Source organism: Kitasatospora sp. CM 4170, assembly GCF_032110285.1.
Classification (GTDB): domain Bacteria; phylum Actinomycetota; class Actinomycetes; order Streptomycetales; family Streptomycetaceae; genus Kitasatospora; species Kitasatospora aburaviensis.
On the sequence record NZ_CP134877.1, the window covers coordinates 4,854,423 to 4,875,848 of the forward strand.

At 74.5% G+C, this 21,426-nt stretch carries 17 protein-coding genes; 15 read left to right on the forward strand and 2 right to left on the reverse strand.

The features are described from left to right. Positions 1–6: 6 nt before the first annotated feature. The 10 genes from RMN57_RS20625 to RMN57_RS20670 all read left to right on the forward strand — a co-directional run bounded on the left by RMN57_RS20625 (position 7) and on the right by RMN57_RS20670 (position 10,778). Positions 7–588 carry a hypothetical protein gene (locus RMN57_RS20625; RefSeq protein WP_313764817.1) on the forward strand — a complete coding sequence of 194 codons (582 nt, stop codon included), beginning with the start codon at positions 7–9 and terminating at the stop codon, positions 586–588. A gap of 49 nt (positions 589–637) precedes the next feature. Then, on the forward strand, positions 638–1,915 hold the full coding sequence (locus RMN57_RS20630) for a histidine kinase (protein ID WP_313764818.1): 1,278 nt from the start codon (positions 638–640) through the stop codon (positions 1,913–1,915). Next, positions 1,912–2,589, forward strand: coding sequence for a response regulator transcription factor (locus RMN57_RS20635; protein ID WP_313764819.1), 678 nt, complete (start codon positions 1,912–1,914; stop codon positions 2,587–2,589). The genes RMN57_RS20630 and RMN57_RS20635 overlap by 4 nt, the downstream gene beginning before the upstream one ends. A gap of 293 nt (positions 2,590–2,882) precedes the next feature. Then, the gene (locus RMN57_RS20640) at positions 2,883–4,292 is read left to right on the forward strand and encodes a biotin/lipoyl-binding protein (RefSeq protein ID WP_313764820.1); all 1,410 of its coding nucleotides are present in this window, start codon (positions 2,883–2,885) and stop codon (positions 4,290–4,292) included. Further along, entirely contained in the window at positions 4,292–5,110 is an 819-nt protein-coding gene (locus RMN57_RS20645) for an ABC transporter ATP-binding protein (RefSeq protein WP_313764821.1), read from the forward strand. The genes RMN57_RS20640 and RMN57_RS20645 overlap by 1 nt, the downstream gene beginning before the upstream one ends. Beyond that, positions 5,107–6,318: an ABC transporter permease gene (locus RMN57_RS20650; protein WP_313764822.1), complete on the forward strand. Its 1,212-nt coding sequence runs from the start codon at positions 5,107–5,109 to the stop codon at positions 6,316–6,318. The genes RMN57_RS20645 and RMN57_RS20650 overlap by 4 nt, the downstream gene beginning before the upstream one ends. Positions 6,319–6,394: 76 nt before the next feature. Next, the gene (locus RMN57_RS20655; protein ID WP_313764823.1) at positions 6,395–7,024 is read left to right on the forward strand and encodes a DUF5666 domain-containing protein; all 630 of its coding nucleotides are present in this window, start codon (positions 6,395–6,397) and stop codon (positions 7,022–7,024) included. Positions 7,025–7,291: 267 nt separating this feature from the next. Then, the gene (locus tag RMN57_RS20660; RefSeq protein ID WP_380236532.1) at positions 7,292–8,068 is read left to right on the forward strand and encodes a response regulator transcription factor; all 777 of its coding nucleotides are present in this window, start codon (positions 7,292–7,294) and stop codon (positions 8,066–8,068) included. Positions 8,069–8,080: 12 nt separating this feature from the next. Next, complete coding sequence (locus tag RMN57_RS20665; RefSeq protein WP_313764824.1) at positions 8,081–9,577, forward strand: HAMP domain-containing sensor histidine kinase; 1,497 nt, start codon at positions 8,081–8,083, stop codon at positions 9,575–9,577. A 178-nt stretch (positions 9,578–9,755) separates the two neighbouring features. Beyond that, a complete protein-coding gene (locus RMN57_RS20670) occupies positions 9,756–10,778 on the forward strand; it encodes an LAETG motif-containing sortase-dependent surface protein (RefSeq protein ID WP_313764825.1) in 1,023 nt (340 codons plus the stop codon). A gap of 129 nt (positions 10,779–10,907) precedes the next feature. Here the strand turns inward: RMN57_RS20670 and RMN57_RS20675 are convergent, their stop codons facing one another. Then, positions 10,908–11,573, reverse strand: coding sequence for a DNA-binding response regulator (locus RMN57_RS20675; RefSeq protein WP_313764826.1), 666 nt, complete (start codon positions 11,571–11,573; stop codon positions 10,908–10,910). A 57-nt stretch (positions 11,574–11,630) separates the two neighbouring features. Between RMN57_RS20675 and RMN57_RS20680 the strand changes: the two genes are divergently transcribed. Both RMN57_RS20680 and RMN57_RS20685 read left to right on the forward strand, forming a co-directional pair. Further along, positions 11,631–12,518 carry an oxidoreductase gene (locus RMN57_RS20680; RefSeq protein ID WP_313764827.1) on the forward strand — a complete coding sequence of 296 codons (888 nt, stop codon included), beginning with the start codon at positions 11,631–11,633 and terminating at the stop codon, positions 12,516–12,518. Positions 12,519–12,609: 91 nt separating this feature from the next. Next, positions 12,610–13,977: an EF-hand domain-containing protein gene (locus tag RMN57_RS20685; protein ID WP_313764828.1), complete on the forward strand. Its 1,368-nt coding sequence runs from the start codon at positions 12,610–12,612 to the stop codon at positions 13,975–13,977. Between the two features lie 3 nt (positions 13,978–13,980). Here the strand turns inward: RMN57_RS20685 and RMN57_RS20690 are convergent, their stop codons facing one another. Continuing rightward, a complete protein-coding gene (locus RMN57_RS20690; protein ID WP_313767900.1) occupies positions 13,981–14,796 on the reverse strand; it encodes a nucleotidyltransferase domain-containing protein in 816 nt (271 codons plus the stop codon). A gap of 429 nt (positions 14,797–15,225) precedes the next feature. On the opposite strand from RMN57_RS20690, the gene RMN57_RS20695 reads away from it, so the two are divergent. The 3 genes from RMN57_RS20695 to cydD are packed head-to-tail and all read left to right on the forward strand — an operon-like array spanning position 15,226 to position 21,406. Continuing rightward, on the forward strand, positions 15,226–16,770 hold the full coding sequence (locus tag RMN57_RS20695) for a cytochrome ubiquinol oxidase subunit I (RefSeq protein WP_313764829.1): 1,545 nt from the start codon (positions 15,226–15,228) through the stop codon (positions 16,768–16,770). Between the two features lie 22 nt (positions 16,771–16,792). Next, entirely contained in the window at positions 16,793–17,818 is a 1,026-nt protein-coding gene (gene cydB / locus RMN57_RS20700; protein WP_313764830.1) for a cytochrome d ubiquinol oxidase subunit II, read from the forward strand. A 3-nt stretch (positions 17,819–17,821) separates the two neighbouring features. Continuing rightward, complete coding sequence (gene cydD / locus RMN57_RS20705) at positions 17,822–21,406, forward strand: thiol reductant ABC exporter subunit CydD (RefSeq protein ID WP_313764831.1); 3,585 nt, start codon at positions 17,822–17,824, stop codon at positions 21,404–21,406. Positions 21,407–21,426 lie beyond the last annotated feature (20 nt).

The window sequence follows — 21,426 nt, forward strand, 5'->3', positions numbered from 1 at the left end:
AGACCAATGACCGTCATCGCATCGCACCGCACCGGCACCGCCGCCGGGTCCGGCACGGGCCTCCCGAGGTTCGGGTTCGTGCGCAGGATCGGGCAGGCCGCCACGCTCCTGCCCGTGTCGGTCGCGGCGGTCGGCGCGATCGCCGTGGGCCGCCCGGACGCGGCGCGCCGCTGGTGGGCCCGGATCGCCGAGCAGGGGCCCGCGGGGACGACGGAGCGCCGCCCCGGCGCGGCGCGGCTGCTGGCGCACGGGCTGCTGGCGGTGCCGCTGGGGTTGCTCACCCTGATCCCGATCGGGGCGGAGGTGCTGTTCGTGCTGCGCGGGGTGCTGTACCCGCTGGTCCAGCCGGGCCCGTACACCAACGCGTGGGGCGGTCCTTCGACGGCCGGGGCGTGGCTGGCGCACTTCGGGGTGGGCCTGCCGACGGCGGCCGCCGGGCTGGGGGTGCTGTGGCTGCTGCACCGGCTGCACGCACGTCTGGCGGGCGGGATGTGGGGCCGACGGGTCGGCGCCTGGCCCGTCGTGGCGACCGCGGCGGCCCTGGGCGCCGGTGCGCTGCTGGTCAACGCGTGGCTCCACCAGCTGTGACGCGACCGACCGGCGGGCCGCGGTGGTGCCGGCCGTACGATGGCCCGCGATGAAGATCCACTCTGTCGATCTCCCCCTGCGCTCCCTCCCGGCCGTCTTACGCACGGCGGTGTGGAGCGACCTGGCGCGGCCGTCGATCGCCTTCCCCGGCGGCCGCCGGGGCGCCAGGATCCTGACGGCGGTGGTGTGGCTGCTGGCGGTGGCGGTCTACTTCGCCGGCACCCTGGACCTGGCCCAGCACTACCGCCTCGGCTACGGCCCGGCGATGGCGCTGACCGTCGCCCGCGCCGTCCCGCTGGTCCTGGCGCTGAGCCGTCCCCGGGCCGCCTGGTGGACGCAGTTGGCGGCGGTGACCCTGACGGCCGCGCTGGCCGGGCCCTACTCGCCGGCGGAGCCCTGGCCCTGGGCCGTGACCTCGGTGTTCACGCTCGCGGCGACGCTGAGCGTGGTGGGGCTGCGGGCCTCGCGCCGCGCGATCGTGGCGATGTGGTGCGAGGTGCTCGTCGTCGGGGCGGTGTTCGCCCTGACGGTCCCGGCCCGCGGGGGCCTGCCCGCGTTGCTCCCGCCGACGGTGATCCTCGCGGTCGCGGCGGTCACCGTGAACGCGGTGCGCGGCCGGGGCGACGTCCAGGCCCGCCTGGTAGTGGCGGAGGAGCGGGGCGCGGTCGAGCAGGCCAGGGCGGCGCTCCTCGCGGAACGCGCCCGCATCGCCCGGGAGCTGCACGACGTGGTGGCCCACCACATGTCGGTGATCACCGTGCAGGCCGACAGCGCCCCGTACCGCGTCGCCGACGTCTCGCCGGGCGCCGCCGCGGAGTTCGCCGCGATCGCCGCCGAGGCGCGCAGCTCACTGGCGGAGATGCGGCGCCTGCTCCACGTGCTGCGCAACGAGGACTCCCCGGACGGCGAACGCGCCCCCCAGCCCGACGTGTCCGACCTGCCCGCGCTCCTGGAGACGACGCGCCGCGCCGGCGTCGACGCCCGCCTGGACGTGGCCGACGACGTGCCGTCGGCCGCGGGAATGCCGGCCGCCGTCGCCCTCTCGGCGTATCGCCTGGTCCAGGAGGCGCTGAGCAACGTGGTCCGCCACGCTCCCGGCGCCCGGGCGGACGTCGAGGTGCGGCGGTCCGGCGGCGCCCTGCGCGTCAGCGTCGTCAACTCGCCTCCCCGGGACGTGCGTCCGGCCGTGGAGCCACGCACCGGTGGACACGGCCTGGTCGGCATGCGGGAGCGCGTCGCCATGCTGGACGGCGAGTTCACCGCCGAACCCCTCCCCGACGGCGGCTTCCGGATGGCCGCCGTCCTGCCCCTGCCGGGAACACCGTGACCATCAACGTACTCGTCGTCGACGACCAGGCCATGATCCGCGCCGGCTTCGGCGCCCTGCTCGACGCGCAGCCCGACATCGCGGTGGTCGCCGAGGCGGGCGACGGCGAGGAGGCCGTGGCCCTGTGCGCCGCCCATCGTCCCGACGTCGTGCTCATGGACGTACGCATGCCGGTGCTGGACGGCCTGGAGGCGACCCGCCGCCTCATGAACCCGCCGTCCGGTACCGGGTACCGGCCCCGGGTCCTGATGCTCACCACCTTCGACATCGACGACTACGTGTACGACGCGCTGGCCGCGGGTGCCAGCGGGTTCCTGCTCAAGGACGCCCTGCCCGCCGACCTGATCCAGGCCGTGCGGGTCGTCGCGGCCGGCGAGGCGCTGCTGGCGCCCCGGGTGACCCGGCGCCTGATCGAGGGCTTCGTCCGCAGCCGTCCGGCGGTGTCGAAGGCGCCCGAGCGGCTGAAGGGCCTCACCCCCCGGGAGACCGAGGTCCTCGTCCACGTCGCCCGCGGCCGGTCCAACGGCGAGATCGCGGCGGAGCTGTTCCTCGCCGAGCAGACCGTGAAGACCCACGTCTCACGGATCCTCGACAAGGTCGCGGCCAGGGACCGGGCCCAGGCCATCGTGTTCGCCTACGAGAGCGGTCTGGTCAGGGTGGGGGAGAACGGCTGAGCCCGCCGCCCCACGGCCCCGGAGCGGCGTGACCCCTCCTCGACCGGGGCGGGTCGTCCACGCGACGGACCCCGGTGGCCCGCCCGTCCCGACGAGGTGGGCCGGCGGCCGCCTCCCGGATGGCTGGGGGTCGCTGGGAGGCTGCTGGGAGGTTCGCCAACGGTCGGCCTCGCCGCAGCCAAGCCAGGCGCCCGGGCGGGGTGGCTCGTGGCGAAATGACCGGATTCAGGTGGTCAGCTTTCTCCCAGCCGGGGCCCAGGAGCTCGAAAGGGCGTCCGGCGAAGCTGTGCGGCATGAAGGTGCTCCCGCGACGGCGTGGTGCCGTCCTCCTGAACTCCGCGCTCGGCGTGGCCCTGGTGGGCGCCGCCGCTCTGGCGTACACGACGCTGGACGGCGGTACCGAGAAGGCGGCCGGCAAGGCCCAGGTCCGGACCGCGACCGTGGCCAAGGGCACGGTCCTGGCCACCGTGTCCGGAACCGGAACCCTGGCTTCGCCGACCGACGCGGCGCAGGACTTCACCACCGGCGGCAAGCTGACCGCGATCAAGGTGGCGGTGGGCGACACCGTCACCAAGGGCCAGGTGCTGGCGACGGTCGACACCACGGCGGCCCAGCAGCAGGTGGACGCGGCCAAGGCGGCCCTCACCACGGCCAACGCCAATCTCGACAAGGCGGAGGCCGGGGTCACCACCACGACCACCCAGCAGATCCCGGGCACCGCCCAGCCGTCCGGTAGCGCGGGCGGCAACGGCGGCACCGGCGGCACCGGCGGGGGCGCCGGAGGTGGGGAGCGCGGAGCGGGCGTGAGCAGCACGCCCGCTCCGCAGACCACCACCATCACCACCACCAAGGTCGACGAGGCGGCCGTCGCCCAGGCCCAGCAGCAGGTGGCCACCGCCCAGACCAACCTCTCCAACGCCCAGGCCGCCCTGGCCGGGACCACGCTGACCGCCTCGGTGGACGGCACGGTGGCGTCGGTCACCGGCAAGGTCGGCGACACCATGGGCGGCGCGACCTCCGGCAGCGGTTCGACCGCGGGCAAGTCCTCCGGCGCCGGCGCGGCCTCCGCCGCGCCGAGCGGCTTCATCGTGCTGACCAACCCGACCGGGATGCAGGTCACCGCCAACTTCTCCGAGCTGGACTCGCTCAAGCTGAAGAAGGGCGAGGCGGCCACCGTCACCCTGAACGCGCAGTCCGACACCAAGCTCAACGCCACCGTCCTGTCGGTCAGTTCGCTCCCCGTGAGCAGCGGCGGCACCGGCGGCGCGGCCGCCGTCCAGTACGCGGCGACGCTGCAGATCACCGGGGACACCAGCAAGCTCCGCACCGGCCTCAGCGCGACCGTCTCGGTGGTCACCGGCGAGGCCGACAACGCGCTCTCGCTGCCCACCGCGGCGCTGGCCGGGACCGGCGCCAGCCGGACCGCCACCGTGGTGCACCCGGACGGGACCACCGAGCGGGTCGACGTCGGCGTGGGCGTCGAGGGCGACACCACCGTCCAGGTGGTCTCCGGGCTGAAGGAGGGCGACAAGGTCGAACTCGCCTCCACCAGCGGCACCAACGGCTTCCCCAACGGCTCCTTCCCGGGAGCGGGCGGCCAGGGCGGCCGCAACGGCGGCGGCGCGGGCGTGGCCGGGTTCGGCGGTGCCGGGGGCGCCGGCGGTGCCGGTGGCGGCGCGGGTCGGGCCGGCGGTAATCGCTGATGGCCCGCCAGATCCACACCGTCGAGACGGGGTCCGCGCCACCGCCGGTGATCCAGATCCGCAGCCTGACCAAGTCGTACGGGCACGGCGACGCCACCGTGCACGCGCTGCACGGGCCGGCCGACCCGGCCACCGGCGGGCCGCTGGGCGTCAGCCTGGACATCGAGCAGGGCGACTACGTCGCGGTGATGGGCAGTTCCGGCTCCGGGAAGTCCACCCTGATGAACATCCTCGGCTGCCTGGACGTCCCCACCGCCGGCCGCTACCTGCTGGACGGCATCGACGTCGGACACCTGGACGAGCAGCAGCTCTCCCTGGTCCGCAACCGCAAGATCGGCTTCATCTTCCAGTCCTTCAACCTCGTCCCCCGCACCACCGCGCTCGCCCAGGTCGAGCTGCCGCTCGCCTACGCGGGTGTGCGGGCCGCGGAGCGGCGGCGCCGGGCGCTGGCCGCGCTCTCGCTGGTCGGTCTGGCCGAGCGCGCCGGGCACCGCCCGAACCAGCTCTCCGGCGGCCAGCAGCAGCGCGTCGCGGTGGCCCGGGCGCTGGTCACGGCGCCGGCGATGCTGCTCGCCGACGAGCCCACCGGCAACCTGGACAGCCGCTCCACGGAGGAGGTGCTCGCGATCATCGACGGCCTCAACGCGACCGGTCGCACGGTGGTCCTGATCACCCACGAGGACGAGGTCGCGCTGCACGCCAAGCGGGTGATCCGGCTGGTCGACGGCGCGATCACCAGCGACGTCCGGCAGGCCCCGGTGGACGGTCCCCCGCCCGCGCTGCGCCCGGCGGCCGACGTCCGGGGGGTGCTCGCGTGATCCTCTGGCAGATGCTCCGCTTCGCCGTCGGCGGCCTGGCGGCCAACAAGGTGCGCTCCGCCCTGACCATGCTCGGGGTGCTGATCGGCGTCGCCTCGGTGATCCTGCTGCTCGCGGTCGGCAACGGCTCCTCCGAGGCGGTCAAGGAGTCGATCACCTCGCTCGGCACCAACTCGCTGACCGTCAGCTCCGGGTCCTCCTTCGGCGGGGCGCGGACGGCGTCCGCCGCCAAGAAGCTCACGGTCGCCGACGCCAAGGCGCTGGCGAGCGACCCGGACAGCACGGCGATCAAGTCGGTCGCCCCGGTCGTCACCGCCTCCGGCACCGCGCTGTACGGGGACATCTCCTACACGCCCGGATCGATCGTCGGCACCTACCCCGCCTACTTCGAGACCGCCAACCAGAAGATCGGCCACGGCGAGTACTTCTCCAACGACGACGTGCTCGGCTCCCGCAAGGTCGCCGTGCTCGGCGCCACCACCGCCAAGCAGCTGTTCGCCACCGCCGACCCGGTCGGCAGGCAGATCACCGTCGGCGGTACGCCGCTCACCGTGGTCGGCGTGCTCCAGGCCAAGGGCGGCACCGGCTTCACCGACCCGGACGACGTGGTGATCGCCCCGCTGCCGACCGTGCAGAACGCCTTCACCGGCTTCGGCTCGGTCAACCAGATCCTGGTGCAGGCCACCTCCGCGGACACCACCACCGCCGCGCAGTCCGAGATCACCCGGGTGCTGCTCGGCACCCACGCGATCGCCGACCCGAGCAAGGCGGACTTCCGGATCAGCAACCAGGCCTCGCTGCTCACCGCCCGCGAGTCCACCACGAAGACCTTCACCGTGCTGCTGGGCGCGGTGGCCGCGATCTCGCTGCTGGTCGGCGGGATCGGCATCACCAACATCATGCTGGTCACCGTCACCGAGCGGACCAGGGAGATCGGCATCCGCAAGGCGCTCGGCGCGCCGCGCGGGGTGATCCTCGGGCAGTTCCTGACCGAGTCCACCCTGCTGTCGGTGATCGGCGCCGGGCTCGGCGTGCTGGTCGGGATCGCCGGCTCGCACTTCGACATCGTCGGCATCAAGCCGGTGGTGATCCCCGAGTCGGTGCTCGGCGCCTTCGGCATCGCCGTCGCGATCGGGCTGTTCTTCGGCAGCTACCCCGCCAACCGGGCCGCCTCGCTGCGCCCGATCGACGCCCTCCGGCACGAGTGATCCGGCGCAGCCCGCACATCGGGCGTGTCCGACGCGCCCCGGCCCCCGAGTAGCCCACGAGTAGGACGAGACACCCATGAGCAACGAGATCGAGCCGAGCACCCCGGCCGAGCAGGTCGTCCTGCTCTCCACCGCGCCGGACGCCCGGGACGTCACCGCCGAACTGGCCGGGCCCCCGCGCCGCAAGCTGCCCTGGCTGAGCCTCGCCCTGGGGGGTGCGGTGATCGCCACGGCCGCCTTCGCGGGCGGCGTCTGGTACGAGAAGGACAACGGCTCCGGCGGGTCCGGCCGGGCGGTGGCCGGCGGCCAGCAGCCCCGCGGGGCCGGCGCGACCCCCGGCGCCCCCGGGCAGAACGGCGGCCGCCGGGGCGGCCAGGGCAACGGCCAGGGCGGCCCCGGCAACGGCCAGGGCGGCCAGGGCGGCTTCACCCGCGGCACCGTCAAGGCCGTCGACGGCACCACCGTCTACCTCACCGACGCCAACGGCAACACCGTCAAGGTCACCACCGGCGACGCGACGAAGGTCCAGCTCAACAAGGAGGGCAAGGTCGCCGACCTGCAGCCCGGCCAGAGCGTGACCGTCGTCGGCACCCCCGACGCCAACGGTGGTTACGCGGCCAGCCAGCTCGTCGAGGGCGGCACCGGCTTCGGCGGCGGCTTCCCGGGCGGCGGCGGAGGGGGCAACCGGACCGCGTCCGGCGGCTGACCCCGCAGCCCCCGGACGCCCGCGCGGCCCGGCCGAACCTTCCGGCGGCCGGGCCGCGCGACCCTGCCCGCGGCAGGGCGGGCGGCCCTCCCGGAACGGCCGCCGCCCGTGCGCACACCACCGAACCCGCCCCTGCGGGCTCGTTCGCTCAAAACCGCCCGATAAGGTGTTAATCCAACATTCATCGATGGCGCATAGCCTCCCCGGGCTAGCCTCAAGCTGAACGCCATCGTCCGACCGGGAGGCGGAACCCCCGTGCAAGGCACTGTGTCCACACCAGGCGGCTCCGCGGTGGCCGGCGGCCCTGGGGAGGCGTTCCTCCTCGTCGTCGACGACGAACCCAACATCCGCGAGCTGCTCTCCGCCTCGCTGCGCTTCTCCGGCTTCCGGGTCGCCTCCGCCGCCACCGGCGCCGAGGCGCTCGAACTCATCGCCGCCGACCGCCCCGACCTGGTCGTCCTCGACGTGATGCTGCCCGACCTCGACGGCTTCACCGTGGTCGAGCGGCTGCGCGAGCAGACCAGCCGCGGCCAGATCGCCGGCCCCGCGCACGGTCACTCCGGCGACCACCTGCCGGTGCTCTTCCTCACCGCGAAGGACGGTGTCGGCGACAAGGTCCAGGGCCTCGCGGCCGGCGCGGACGACTACGTCACCAAGCCGTTCAGCCTGGAGGAGCTGATCGCCCGGATCCGCGCCATCCTGCGCCGGGCCGGCGGCCCCGCCGAGGACGGCCGGCTGGTCGTCGCCGACCTCACCCTCGACCCGATCGCCCACGAGGTCACCCGCGGCGGCACCCCCGTCGCGCTCTCCCCCACCGAGTTCAAGCTGCTGCACTACCTGATGGCCAACGTCGGCCGGGTGGTCTCCAAGGCGCAGATCCTCGACCACGTCTGGGCGTACGACTTCGGCGGCGACCTCTCCATCGTCGAGTCCTACATCTCCTACCTGCGCCGCAAGCTCGACTCCGGCCCGACCCACGGCCCCAAGCTGATCCACACCGTGCGCGGCATCGGCTACGCCCTGCGCCGGCCGCCCCAGAACTGACGGACCGACCCGATGCTCACCCGGCTGTCCCTGCGCGCCCGACTGCTCGTGCTCGCCCTCGTGCTGGTCACCACCGGTCTCGCCGTCAGCGACACCGTGGTGCTCGGCACCGTCCGGATGCAGCTGGTGCAGCGGCTGGACGAGCAGCTGCGGCGCTTCGGCGAGCCGTTGTCGAAGCGCGCCCCGGGCCGGACCACCTGGCCCGACAACCGGCAGCCGTCGGTCACCGGCAAGCGGGCCGCCCCCAACTACCTGGCGGCGCTGCCCAGCCAGTACCTGGTGCAGTACCTCTCGACCGACGGCCGGGTGCAACAGGTCGTCCGCCAGCCGGTCAACGAGAACGACCCGGCGCCGCAGCTGGCCGGGCTCGACCCGGCCCACATCTCCCCCGGCACCCCCTTCGACCTGCCCGACCAGCGCGGCCGCACCTCCTGGCGGGTGGTGGTCCTGCCGCTCCAGCGGCAGGCCGCCCCGGCCAGCGCCTTCGCCACCCCGGCGCCCAACGCCGCGTACCTGATGGTGGCCGTCTCGCGCGAGGACATCGACGCCACCGTGGCCCGGCTGCGCACCTCCTTCCTGGCGATCGGCGGCGCGGTCCTGGTGCTGATCGCGGCGCTCGGCTTCTTCGCCGTCCGGGCCGGGCTGCGGCCGCTGCGCCGGATCGAGGAGGGGGCCGCGCTGATCGCCTCCGGCGAGCTCTCGCACCGGATGCCCGCGCTCCCGCCGCGCACCGAGGTCGGCCGGCTCTCCATCGCGCTCAACGGCATGCTCACCCAGATCGAGGCCGCGTTCGCCGCCCGTGCCGAGTCCGAGGCCCGGATGCGGCGGTTCGTCGCCGACGCCTCGCACGAGCTGCGCACCCCGCTGGCCGGCATCCGCGGCTTCGCCGAGCTGTACCGGATGGGCGCGCTGCCCACCGAGGCGGACGTCACCCGGACGATGTCCCGGATCGAGAACGAGGCCGTCCGGATGGGCGCCCTGGTCGAGGACCTGCTGGTGCTCGCCCGGATCGACGAGGAGCGCCCGCTCGACGTCGCCCCGATGGACCTGCGCACCCTCGCCGCGGACGCCCTGCACGACGTCGTCGCGCTGGACCCGTCCCGTCCGGTCGCCCTCACCGGCCCGGCCGGCGACGGCTCGCCCGGCCCGGCGCCGGTCCTCGGGGACGAGGCGCGGCTGCGCCAGGTGGTCACCAACCTGGTCGGCAACGCGGTCAAGCACACCCCGCCCGGGACCGCGGTGCGGATCGGCGTCGGTACCGACCCGGACGGCCTCTGCCTGCTGGAGGTGGCCGACTCCGGTCCGGGGCTCACCGCCGAGCAGGCCGGGATGGTCTTCCACCGCTTCTACCGCGTCGACGCCTCGCGCAGCCGTCACGACGGCGGCGGCGCCGGCCTGGGCCTCGCCATCGCGACCGCCCTCACCCACGCCCACGGCGGCACCCTCACCCTCCACACCGCTCCCGGCCGGGGGGCCACCTTCCGCCTGGAGCTGCCCCGCCAGCGCTGAGCCGAGGCCTGACATTACGTCAGGGTGGGTCTGATCCAGGAAACCTGACGGTCGTTCCGTTGCCGGGAATCGGCATGGAGCGTACGGAATCCGTATGCCTATGATCGGGCCGCCGAGCGGGAATCGCCGCTCCGACAACGGCTTCCGCCGTTTCTTGTCGACCCTTGAAGAGGTCATCGTGAAGCTCCGCCGTACCCTGGTCTCGGCCGCCCTCGTCGCCGCCGTGATCTCGCCCGCCGCGGTCCTGTCCGCGGCACCCGCCTTCGCGGAATCGGCTCCGGCGGCCCAGACCCAGACCCCGTCCGTCGCCGCCCTGGAGCAGGCCGCCGCCGAGGCCGCGAAGGCGTACGACGCGGCGGTCGCCGCCGAGGCGGCCCAGCAGACCAGGATCAAGGCCTTCTTGGCCGACTCCCAGCCCTACCTGGGCAGGTTCGAGGCGGCGCAGGCCGTCGCCAAGCAGGCGACGGCGGCCAAGGCCGCCGCGGACAAGGCGCTCGCCGACGCCAAGGCCGAGACCGCGAAGCTCGACGACCCGACCACGCCGGAGGACGAGCGGGTCGCCATCCTGACCCGGCTGCACAAGGCCACCGAGGCCGCCAAGGCCGCGGCCGCGGCGAAGACCACGGCGGACGCCGCGGTCGGGGCGGCGGGCGACGCGCTCGACGAGGCCAGGATCGCCGAGTTCCGGAAGGTGTACACGCTGGGCGAGGCCAAGAAGGCCGCTGCCACGGCCAAGGCGGACGCCGACAAGGCGCTCGCCGACGCCCGGGCGGCCGCGGCCCGACCCACTCCCACCCCCACCCCGACCACCGGTGGTGAGCCGGCGCCGGCCACCGGTACGGACGCGGGTGCCGGCTCGGGCACCGGTGCGGTGACCCCGGTCGCGGAGACCGGTACGGGCGTCACGGGCACGAGCACCGGCACGTCGAACGACAGCGGTTCGACCGGCACCGGCGGCGCGGCCGCCGCTGCCAAGACCGGCGCCACCAGGACCGGCACCACCACCAGGACCGGCACGGGCACCACGGCCACCGGCACCACGGCCACCGGCACCACCGCTTCCGCGGCCACCGTGGGTGAGCTGGCCGAGACCGGCTCGAACCCGGCCACCCCGTACCTCGCGCTGGGCGCCGGCCTGGCGATCAGCCTGGGTGCCGCGGCCGTCCACGTCTCCCGCCGCAAGGCGGGTCAGTCCGCCTGATCACCGCGTTCGCGCCCGATCGGGGGACGGACGCGGACCCGGCGCCGCGGGGGAGGTCCGAACACGGGCCTCCCCCGCGGCGTTCCGGTGTGCCTCGGGCGCCGGCGGCGAAGGCCCGGTGCCGTCGTTTCACTGCGGGCCGTCGGGCTGGAAGTCCCGGGCGAGGAGGCCGGCCTGGAAGCGGGAGTTGGCGCCGAGCGTGACCATCAGCTCGGCGACCCGGCGGCGGTAGGTCCGCAGGGATAGGCCGAGCAGCCGGGCCCCGGTCTCGTCGGTGTGCCCGGCGGCGAGGGCCTGCAGGATCTGCCGGGCCTGGTCGGAGATGAGCGGCGGGGCGGCGGTGCAGTCGGCGAGGTCGGTGGCCGTCTCCCAGGTGGCGCGGAAGAGCGAGCGCACACCGTCGACCACCTCCGGCGCCTGCACCACGGTGAAGGTGCGCACGCCGCGGACCGGGGCACCGGCCAGGATCGCGGTGCGCCGGTCGATGATGATCGCCTCGCGGGCCAGCGGCCCGTCGGAGATCCGGACCTCGATGCCGGAGGCGGCGATCCGCAGCAGCCGCCTGTGCGACTCGGGGTCGGCGAGCGCGCGCCGGGTGTATAGCTTGCGCATGGTGAGGCCGGGGACGACGTGCGGGCGCTTGCCCTCGCGGAAGGCGGCGTTGACCCCGGTCGACCAGGTCATCAGGTCGGCGGCGGCGACCAGGAACTCCTCGCGCGAGGCGACGAACAGGTGGCCGACCCGCTGGACGAGCTCCTGTTCTCCGTGCAGGGTGATGATCCGATCGGTACTCATGGCAGCAAACTGCCAGATCGGTCGGTGGCTTGGCGAGCCCGCCGGAGGCTTGATGCCATGACGACCTCACCTCATGTCACCGCGTCCGGCTCCCTCCTCCTCGGCGGCGACCTGCCGGTGTCCCGGATGGGCTTCGGCGCGATGAAGCTGCCGATGCGGGACTGGCAGGGCCCGGCCTGCGACCCCGAGCAGAGCCGCGCGGTGCTGCGCCGGGCCGTGGAGCTCGGCATCGACCACATCGACACGGCCTGGTTCTACTTCTACCAGGACGTCTTCGCCAACGTCCTGATCCGTGAGGCCCTCCACCCGTACCCCGAGAACCTGGTGATCGCCACCAAGGTCGGTCCGGGCCGCTTCCCCGACGGCACCTGGATGAACCCGGCCGACCGCACCGGGCTGCGCGAGGCCGTCCACCGCAACCTGCGCGAGCTGGCCGTGGACCGGCTCGACCTGGTCTACCTGCGGCGGATGCCCACTCAGAGCTCGATCGCCGAGCCCTTCGCCGCGCTGGCCGAGCTGCGCGAGGAGGGGCTGATCCGGCACCTCGGCGTCAGCAACGTCGACGCGGACCAGCTCGCCGAGGCGGAGGCGATCGCCCCGGTGGTCGCGGTGCAGAACAAGTTCAGCGTGCTGGAGCACTCCGCCGCCGACGCGGCGCTGGTCGCGGACTGCGCCGACCGCGGCATCGGCTTCGTCCCCTTCTACCCCCTGGGCGGCACCGGCGTGCCGGACCACCCGGTGCTCCGGGCCGTGGCCGAGCGGCACGGCGTGACCCGCGCCCAGGTGATGCTGGCCTGGCTGCTCGCCGCCGCCCCGACGGTGCTGGCGATCCCGGGCACCTCCTCCCCGGCGCACCTGGAGGAGAACGTCGCCGCCGCCTCGGTCCGGCTCGGCGCCGAGGACCTGGCGGAGCTCGGTGCCGTCGCCCGGGAGCTGGCAAAGTAGGACGATCACACTGATTCCGGCGGTGTTTCCGTCACCGACCCGCGGGGGAGGCCGGAGGCGGCGGAGCACAGCGGGACTCAAGGGGATGCGGATGCCGGTGTCGTCCAGGCGGGGTGCCTCCTTCCGGCGCGACCTCAGCGAGTGGCGGGTCGGACTGGTCGCCTGGCGGTTGCTGGTGCTGCAGGCCTCCCACCCGGTGGTCGCGGCGGGGATGGACGAGCACTCCACCTACCGCGGCCACCCGTGGCGCCGGATCGAGCACACCCTCGGCAGCGGCCGGCGGCTCTTCCAGGCCGACGAGGAGGCGCTGTACCGCGAGGTCGAGCGCCTCGCCCGGGCCCACCGCCGGATCCGCGGCACCGCCCCGGACGGCCGGCCGTACGACGCGCACGACCCGGACACCCGGGCCTGGGTGCTCCTCACCCTCTTCGAATCGGTCGTGGCCATGCGCCGGTTGGGCGGCGACCGCTACACCGGCGCCGAACTGGAGGCGGTCTACGCGGAGTTCCGGCAGATCGCGGCGGTGTTCGGCCTCCCCGAGGGAGCGGTGCCGAAGAGCGTCGCCGACCTGCCCCGCTACTTCCACCGGATGGTGCGCGAGCAGCTGGAGTTCACCGGCTCGGCGCGCTACCTGCTGTACGAGATCCTGCGCGAGGCGCCGCAGCCGCGCCGGCTCCGGTGGCTGGGGCCGGTCGGCTGGCGGCTGGTCCGGGCGGTCGCGGCCCGGGTGGTCACCGCGCTCACCGTCGCCGACCTGCCGGCCTCCTACCGCGAGCGGTTCGGCCTGACGCCCACCCGGCGGGCGGCCGTCCTGTCCGCGCTGCTGCACCGCGGCGGCCGGGCGGTGGCGACGCGGCTGCCGGACGGCGTCCGGTACCGCTCGCCCGACCGCCGTCCCACCGTGCGCCGGCCGCCCCGGCAGGACACCCGGCGCCCGCGGGTGGACCGGTTCTTCCACGAGGTCCTGGACCAGACCGGGGACGGCTACGTCACCGCCCGCGACCTCCAGGCCATGGCGCACAACGTCTGCTGGCAGCTGGAGCTGACCGAGGAGGGCGAGGCCGCCGTGTACGCCGGCTTCGAGGCCTGGTGGGAGCAGCTCCGCTCGACGATGGACACCGACGGCGACGGCAGGGTGGACCGGGCCGAGTTCGTCGCCGCCACGCTGGCCGGCTGCGACCGGGATCCGGGCTACCTGGAGGCCGGCCTGCTCCGCGCCCTGCGTGCCGTCTTCGCGGCCGCCGACACCGACGGCAGTGGCTACCTGGACGCCGACGAGTACCGCGCGGTGTTCGGCGGCCGCCGCGTCCACCCGGCCGAACTCTCGCACGGTTTCCGACAGTTGGACGTGGACGGGGACGGCCGGATCACCGAGCGGGAGTTCCTGGCCGGTTTCGTGGAGTACTTCACCGCCCGGAGCCCCTCCGCCGCCGGAGCCCACCTCCTCGGCCGCCCCTAGCGCCTACCGCGCCCCCCGGTCCCGGAGGGCGGCGGCGGTGTCGGCGGCGAGCCGCCGCGCGGCCGCGACGGTGGCGGCCAGTTCCTCCGCGGTGGCGCCGGGCGCGGCGAGCAGGGCCCGGGCGCGGGGGCCGAAGCCGGCCGGGGCGCCGGGGAGGGCGGCGGCGACGTCGAAGGCGCCCTTCTCGTTGAGGCACCAGCGCCGGGCGTCCGCGTACAGGGCCTGCACCAGGACGCCCACGGCCCGGGAGAGGCAGAGCGAGACGTGGAGGACGTCGGCGCGGGCCGCGCTCTTCGCGGCGCCGGCGAGCAGGAAGTCCGCCTCCCAGGCGCCGGCGGTCAGCGCCGCCCGCAGTGGTTCGGGGTAGTCGCCCAGCTCGGCCCGAAGCCGCGTCAACTCCCCGGTGGGGTCGGCCAGGACCTGGCCGAGCGCCAGTTCGCCGGGGTAGCAGGGGGACCAGAAGCCGAGCGGGTGCCCGGCCTGGACGCCCACCTCGTAGCGGCCGGCCCGGCAGTCCGCCCAGATCCGCTCGACCCGGTCGAGGTCGCGCAGGATCCAGTCCACCGGGGCGCCCTCGACGGTGAGCCACGCGCCGCCGTCGACCCACGGCCCCCAGCCGCCCGGCCCGGCCACGTCGACACCGGGCCCGGCGAGGGACCGCAGCGCGTCGAGGCCCGGCTCGCCGCGGTAGTAGAGGCCGAGGTCCCAGTCCGACCCGGGCCGGTGCTCCCCGCGTGCCCGGCTGCCGCCGAGCACCACCCCGACCACCCCCGGTACCCCCGCGAGCTTCCCGGCCATCTCCCCGATGATCGTTCGCATCGTCTGCACGGGAAGGAAGTCTGGCACGGGCGGACACGGCCCGCCGCGGGGCGGTCGCCGGTCGGCGGCCGGGCCGCCGAACCGCCCGGTCGGCGCGCGCCGGCGGCCGGTAGGACGGTTTGGCCGGGCCGACGGCTGTCAATCGCCGGATCGGACAAGATCATCCCCGGGTTCGCCCGGCCGCTCGTTGTGGGTGCCCGGGCGACTTCGCAGACTGTGCGCACGGCATCGCTGCCGGTCAGCGGCCGGTTCGATCCCACCCCGCCCGCATTCGGCCCGTAAGCATGATGGATACTGGCCCTTGTGAACGTGTTCACGTTCACAAGCGGACAAGCTTGCGCTGATGAGCAGCGGTCTACGGCTAGAGATGACGTTTCTGAAGTTTGTCCGGTAAGTGACCTTCACCAGGTCGGTTGGAGAGAGGGCGACGTGGAACTGGCAATCGCTCACGAGACCATCGCGCGATGGCAATTCGGCATCACCACCGTCTACCACTTCCTCTTCGTCCCGCTCACCATCAGCCTGGCCGCCGTCGTGGCCGGACTGGAGACCGCCTGGGTGCGGACGGACAAGGAGAAGTACTTCCACGCCACCAAGTTCTGGGGCAAGCTCTTCCTGATCAACATCGCGATGGGTGTCGTCACCGGCATCGTCCAGGAGTTCCAGTTCGGCATGAACTGGTCGGACTACTCCCGCTTCGTCGGCGACGTCTTCGGCGCCCCGCTCGCGATGGAGGCGCTGATCGCCTTCTTCTTCGAATCGACCTTCATCGGCCTGTGGATCTTCGGCTGGGACAAGCTGCCGAAGAAGCTGCACTGCGCCTGCATCTGGATGGTCGCGCTCGGCACGGTGCTCTCCGCCTACTTCATCCTGGCGGCGAACTCCTGGATGCAGCACCCGGTCGGCTACACCGTCGACCCGGCCACCGGGAAGGCGCAGCTCACCGACATCACCCGGGTCCTGTTCCAGGACACCACCGTGACCGTCGTCCTGCACACCCTGACCGCCGCCTTCCTCACCGGCGCCGCCTTCATGGTCGGCATCGCCTCCTTCCACCTCTGGAAGGCCAAGCGCCGGCCCGGCGGCGCGGACCCGAAGAAGGTCGCCGTGATGCGCACCTCGCTCCGGCTGGGCCTCGTCCTCGCGGTCGTCTTCGGTCTGGGCACCGCGCTCAGCGGCGACTCGCTGGCCAAGGTGATGTTCCGCCAGCAGCCGATGAAGATGGCCGCCGCCGAGGCCCTGTGGGACACCCAGGCGCCCGCGCCGTTCTCGGTCTTCGCGGTCGGCGACGTCGGCAAGGGCCACAACTCGGTGGAGCTGGAGGTCCCGGGGATACTCTCCTTCCTCGCCAACAGCGACTTCAGCTCGTCCGTCCCCGGCATCAACGACACCGCCAACGCGGAGGCCGCCAAGTACGGCGGCGACCCCAAGGACTACATCCCGAGCATCTTCGTCACCTACTGGGGCTTCCGCCTCATGATCGGGTTCGGGATGACCTCGTTCATGGCCGGCGTGGTCGGGCTCTGGACCACCCGGAGGAAGTGGTTCCTGGCCCCCGGGTTCCGCACCGGCGACACCGAGGTGCCGCGGCTGATGCTGACCCCGAGCCGGGAGCTCGGCCCCTTCCTCACCAAGTGGAGCTGGCGGATCGGCATCCTCACCATGGGCTTCCCGCTGATCGCCAACAGCTTCGGCTGGGTCTTCACCGAGATGGGCCGCCAGCCGTGGGCCGTCTTCGGGCTGATGACCACCGCGAGCGCCGTCTCGCCGAACGTGGGCGTGGGCACCCAGATCGGCGCGCTGGCCACCTTCACCGCGTTGTACGCCGTCCTCGCCGTCATCGAGGTCCGGCTGCTGGTCAAGTACGCCAAGGCCGGCCCGGTCACGTCCGAGCAGCCGCCGGCCGTGGACCCGTCGCTGCGCGGCCCGTCCGCGGGCGACGACGCCGACAAGCCCCTCGCCTTCGCCTACTGACGACGGATAGGACCGATCGACCATGCAACTCCACGACGTCTGGTTCGTCCTGATCGCCGTCCTCTGGATCGGCTACTTCTTCCTGGAGGGCTTCGACTTCGGCATCGGCGTCCTCACCAAGCCGCTGGCCCGCGACACCGCCGAGCGGCGCGTCCTGATCAACACCATCGGCCCGGTCTGGGACGGGAACGAGGTCTGGCTGCTCACCGCCGGCGGCGCCACCTTCGCGGCCTTCCCGGACTGGTACGCCACGCTGTTCAGCGGCTTCTACATCCCGCTGCTGCTGATCCTGGTCTGCCTGATCGTGCGCGGCGTCGCCTTCGAGTACCGGGCCAAGCGCCCGGAGCCGCGCTGGCAGCGGAACTGGGAGGAGGCCATCTTCTGGACCTCGCTGATCCCGGCCTTCCTCTGGGGCGTGGCCTTCGCCAACATCGTCCGCGGCGTCGACATCGACGCGCAGAAGAACTACGTCGGCGGCTTCTGGGACCTGCTCAACCCCTACGCCCTGCTGGGCGGGCTGGTCACCCTCAGCCTCTTCACCTTCCACGGCGCGGTCTTCGCCGCCCTCAAGACGGTCGGTGACATCCGGGAGCGGGCGCGGGCCATGGCCCTGCGGCTCGGTCTGGCGACGGCGGTGCTGGCCGCGGTCTTCCTGCTCCGGACCCAGGCCGACCACGGCAACGGCCGGAGCCTGGTGGCGCTGGTGCTGGCCCTGCTCGCGCTGGCCGGCTCGCTGGCGGCCACCCGGCTGGGCCGGGAGGGCTGGGCGTTCGTCCTCTCCGGGGCGACCGTGGTGGCCGCGGTCGCGATGCTCTTCCTCGCGCTCTTCCCGGACGTGATGCCGTCGACCCTGAACGACGGCTGGAGCCTGACCGTGGACAACGCGGCCTCCTCGCCGTACACGCTGAAGCTGATGACGATCGTGGCCGCCGTCTTCACCCCGCTGGTGCTGCTCTACCAGGGCTGGACGTACTGGGTGTTCCGCAGGAGGATCGGCGTCCAGCACATCCCCGGGCACGCCCCGGCCGTCTCGACCGACCAGGGCTGAGCCGTGAAGCCGGTCGACCCCCGCCTGCTCGGGTACGCGCGCACCACCAGGGCCTTCCTCGCCGGATCGGTGCTGCTCGGCGCCGTGAACGCGGCCCTGGTGGTCGCCCAGGCGAGCCTGATCGCCGAGATCGTGGTCCGCGGCTTCCAGCAGCGGGCCGCGCTCGGCGGGCTCACCACCCCGCTGCTGCTGCTGGCGCTGACGGCGGTGGGGCGCGGGCTGGTCGGCTGGCTCACCGAGCTCGTCGCCCACCGGTCGGTCGCCCGGGTGAAGTCCACCCTGCGGCGCAAGCTGCTCGACCACGCCACCGCGCTCGGCCCGGCCTACCTGGCGGGCCGGCGCACCGGCGAACTCACCACCCTCGCCACCCGCGGGGTCGACGCGCTGGACGACTACTTCGCCCGGTACCTGCCACAGCTGGCGCTCGCGGTGGTCGTCCCGGTCGTCGTGCTGCTGCGGATCCTCGGCGCCGACCTCGCCTCGGCCGCGATCATCGCCGGGACGCTCCCGCTGATCCCGCTCTTCATGGTGCTGATCGGGATGGCCACCCAGTCCCGGATGGACCGGCAGTGGGCCACCCTCTCCCGGCTCTCGCACCACTTCCTGGACGTGGTCGCCGGGCTGCCGACGCTCAAGGTCTTCAACCGGGCCCGGGCCCAGGCCGCGACCGTCGCCCGGATCACCGCCGACTACCGCCGGGCCACCCTGCGCACCCTGCGGATCGCCTTCATCTCCTCGTTCGCGCTGGAACTGCTCTCCACGCTCTCGGTGGCGCTGGTCGCCGTCTCCATCGGCTTCCGGCTGGTGGACGGCACGCTGGACCTGGAGACCGGGCTGCTGATCCTGATCCTGGCGCCCGAGGTCTACTTCCCGATCCGCCAGGTCGGCGCGCTCTACCACTCCAGCGTCGAGGGGCTGACCGCGGCCGACGAGCTCTTCCGGGTGCTGGAGACGCCGCTGCCGAAGGCCGGCACCGTACCGGCGCCCACGTCGGCCGGCGCCACCGTCGAGGCCGCGGGCCTCACCGTCGCCTTCCCCGGCCGGGCCGCGCCCGCGTTGGCCGGGGCCTGCCTGACGCTCCGTCCGGGGGAGACGGTCGCGCTCACCGGCCCGAGCGGGGCCGGCAAGTCCACCCTGCTCGCCGTCCTGCTCGGGCTCACCGCGCCGGACGCCGGCAGCGTCCGGATCACCGCCGCCGACGGCCGGACGTACGACCTGGCCGAGCTGGACCCGGACGGCTGGCGGTCCCGGATCGCCTGGGTGCCGCAGCACCCGCACCTGTTCGCGGGGACGGTCGCCGACAACGTCCGGCTCTACCGGCCGGACGCCGGTGAGGCGGAGCTGCACGCGGCGCTGCGGGCCGCGCACGCGCTCGACTTCGTCCAGCGGCTGCCGCAGGGCCCCGACACCGTGCTCGGGGAGGACGGCGCCGGGCTCTCGGCCGGCCAGCGGCAGCGGCTGGCGCTCGCCCGGGTGCTGCTCGCCGACGACCGGCCGCTGGTGCTGCTGGACGAGCCGACCGCCAACCTGGACGGCGAGTCGGAGGCGGCCGTGGTGGCGGCGGTCCGGGCGCTGGCGGCCGATCCGCGGCGGACGGTGCTGCTGGTCGCGCACCGGCCCGCCCTGCTGGCGGTCGCCGACCGGTGGGTGCGGCTGGAGGCGCCGGACGCCGCCGGGCCGGCGGCGGCGGGTGGTGCGCTGCCGGGTGCTGCGGTGCCGGTGCTCGGCCACAGCGGGCGGCCGGTACCCGCCCCGGCCGACGCCGACGCCGACGCCGACGCCGACGCCTACCCGGCCGACGGGCCGGCCGGGAAGCAGGGGGTGAAGCCCCGACTGGCGCTCTCGGTGCTGCTCGGCTCGCTCGCCCTCGGCTGCGCGGTCGCGCTGATGGCCACCTCCGGCTACCTGATCTCCCGCGCCTCCGAGATGCCGCCCGTCCTCTACCTGATGATGGCCGTCACCTCGGTGCGCGCCTTCGGCATCGGGCGGAGCGTCTTCCGCTACGCCGAGCGCCTCGTCTCGCACGACGCCGTCCTGCGGACCCTCGGCACCCTCCGGGCCGCCGTCCACCGCCGGCTCACCGTGCTCGCCCCGGCCGGGCTGCCCGCCTTCCGGCGCGGCGACCTGCTCTCCCGGCTGGTCGCCGACGTCGACGCGGTGCAGGACCACTACCTGCGCTGGCGGCTGCCGGCCGCCGTGGCCGCGGTGGTGTCGCTGGGCTCCGCCGTCGCGCTGGGCGCCTTCCTGCCCGCCGCCGGCCTGGTGCTCGGCCTCGGCCTGCTGCTCGGCGGGGCGGCGGTGCCCGCGCTGACCGGGCGCTGGTCGGCCGGCGCCGAGCGGCGGCAGGCCCCCGCCCGCGGCCGGCTGGCCACCGCCGTGGTCGACACCTTCACCGGGACGGCCGAGCTCGTCGTCGCCGGGGCGCTGCCCGGCCGGCTGGCCGCCGTGCGCGCCGCCGACGCCGCGCTCACCGGACTGGCCGCCCGCTCGGCGGCCACCGCGGCGCTCGGCACCGGCCTGATCACCCTGCTCACCGGGCTGACCGTGACCGCCGCCGCGGCGGTCGGCGTCCAGGGCGTGCACAGCGGGGCGCTCGCCCCGGTCTGCCTGGCGGTGGTGGTGCTCACCCCGCTGGCCGCCTTCGAGGCCGTCACCGGGATGCCGCTCGCCGTCCAGGCCCGCCGCCGCAGCCGGGCCGCCGCCGCGCGCCTCGACGAGGTGCTGAACGCGCCCGCGCCGGTCGCCGAGCCGGCCGAGCCGGCGGCGCTGCCCGAGCAGCCGCTGCCGATCGCGGTGCGCGGGCTGACCGTCCGGCACCCGGGGCAGCCGGTGGACGCGCTGGCCGGCCTCGACCTCGACCTCGCCCCCGGGCGGCGGATCGCCGTCGTCGGGCCGTCCGGCTCCGGCAAGACCACGCTCGCCCAGGCCCTGCTGCGCTTCCTCGACCCGGTGGCGGGGAGCGTCACGCTCGCCGCCGGCCGTCCACAGGCTGTGGACAGCCGGGAGCTGGCGGGGGACGACGTCCGCCGGGTGATCGGACTCTGCGCGCAGGACGCCCACGTCTTCGACAGCTCGCTGCGGGAGAACCTGCGGCTGGCCAGGCCCGGCGCGGACGAGGCGCAGCTGCGCGCCGCACTGGCCGCCGCCCGGCTGCTGGACTGGACCGACACCCTCCCGGCGGGGCTGGACACCATGGTCGGCGAGCACGGCGCCCGGCTCTCGGGCGGCCAGCGCCGGCGGCTCGCGCTGGCCCGGGCCCTGCTGGCCGACTTCCCGGTGCTGGTCCTGGACGAGCCGGCCGAGCACCTCGACCTGCCGACGGCCGACGCGCTCACCGCCGACCTGCTGGCCGCCACGGCCGGCCGGACCACCGTCCTGATCACCCACCGGCTGGCCGGCCTGGACGACTCCACCGTCGACGAGGTGCTGGTCCTGGACGGCGGCCACGTGGTCGAGCGCGGCCGCTGGTCCGCGCTGGTCGCGGAGCCGGGCGGCCGGCTGCGGGCGATGTGGGAACGCGAGCGGGAGGCGGACGGGGCCGCCCCGGCCGGTGCGGCGCAGGAGGCGGCGGTGCCGGCCGCGCGCTGAGCCGGACCGGCGGCACCGGC

Coding starts and splice junctions, on each gene's coding strand:
- RMN57_RS20625 (WP_313764817.1), top strand. CDS start 7: ATGACCGTCATCGCATCGCACCGCACCGGCACCGCCGCCGGGTCCGGC.
- cydB (WP_313764830.1), top strand. CDS start 16,793: ATGCAACTCCACGACGTCTGGTTCGTCCTGATCGCCGTCCTCTGGATC.
- RMN57_RS20665 (WP_313764824.1), top strand. CDS start 8,081: ATGCTCACCCGGCTGTCCCTGCGCGCCCGACTGCTCGTGCTCGCCCTC.
- RMN57_RS20645 (WP_313764821.1), top strand. CDS start 4,292: ATGGCCCGCCAGATCCACACCGTCGAGACGGGGTCCGCGCCACCGCCG.
- RMN57_RS20685 (WP_313764828.1), top strand. CDS start 12,610: ATGCCGGTGTCGTCCAGGCGGGGTGCCTCCTTCCGGCGCGACCTCAGC.
- RMN57_RS20675 (WP_313764826.1), bottom strand. CDS start 11,573: ATGAGTACCGATCGGATCATCACCCTGCACGGAGAACAGGAGCTCGTC.
- RMN57_RS20680 (WP_313764827.1), top strand. CDS start 11,631: ATGACGACCTCACCTCATGTCACCGCGTCCGGCTCCCTCCTCCTCGGC.
- RMN57_RS20690 (WP_313767900.1), bottom strand. CDS start 14,796: ATGCGAACGATCATCGGGGAGATGGCCGGGAAGCTCGCGGGGGTACCG.
- RMN57_RS20655 (WP_313764823.1), top strand. CDS start 6,395: ATGAGCAACGAGATCGAGCCGAGCACCCCGGCCGAGCAGGTCGTCCTG.
- RMN57_RS20640 (WP_313764820.1), top strand. CDS start 2,883: ATGAAGGTGCTCCCGCGACGGCGTGGTGCCGTCCTCCTGAACTCCGCG.
- RMN57_RS20630 (WP_313764818.1), top strand. CDS start 638: ATGAAGATCCACTCTGTCGATCTCCCCCTGCGCTCCCTCCCGGCCGTC.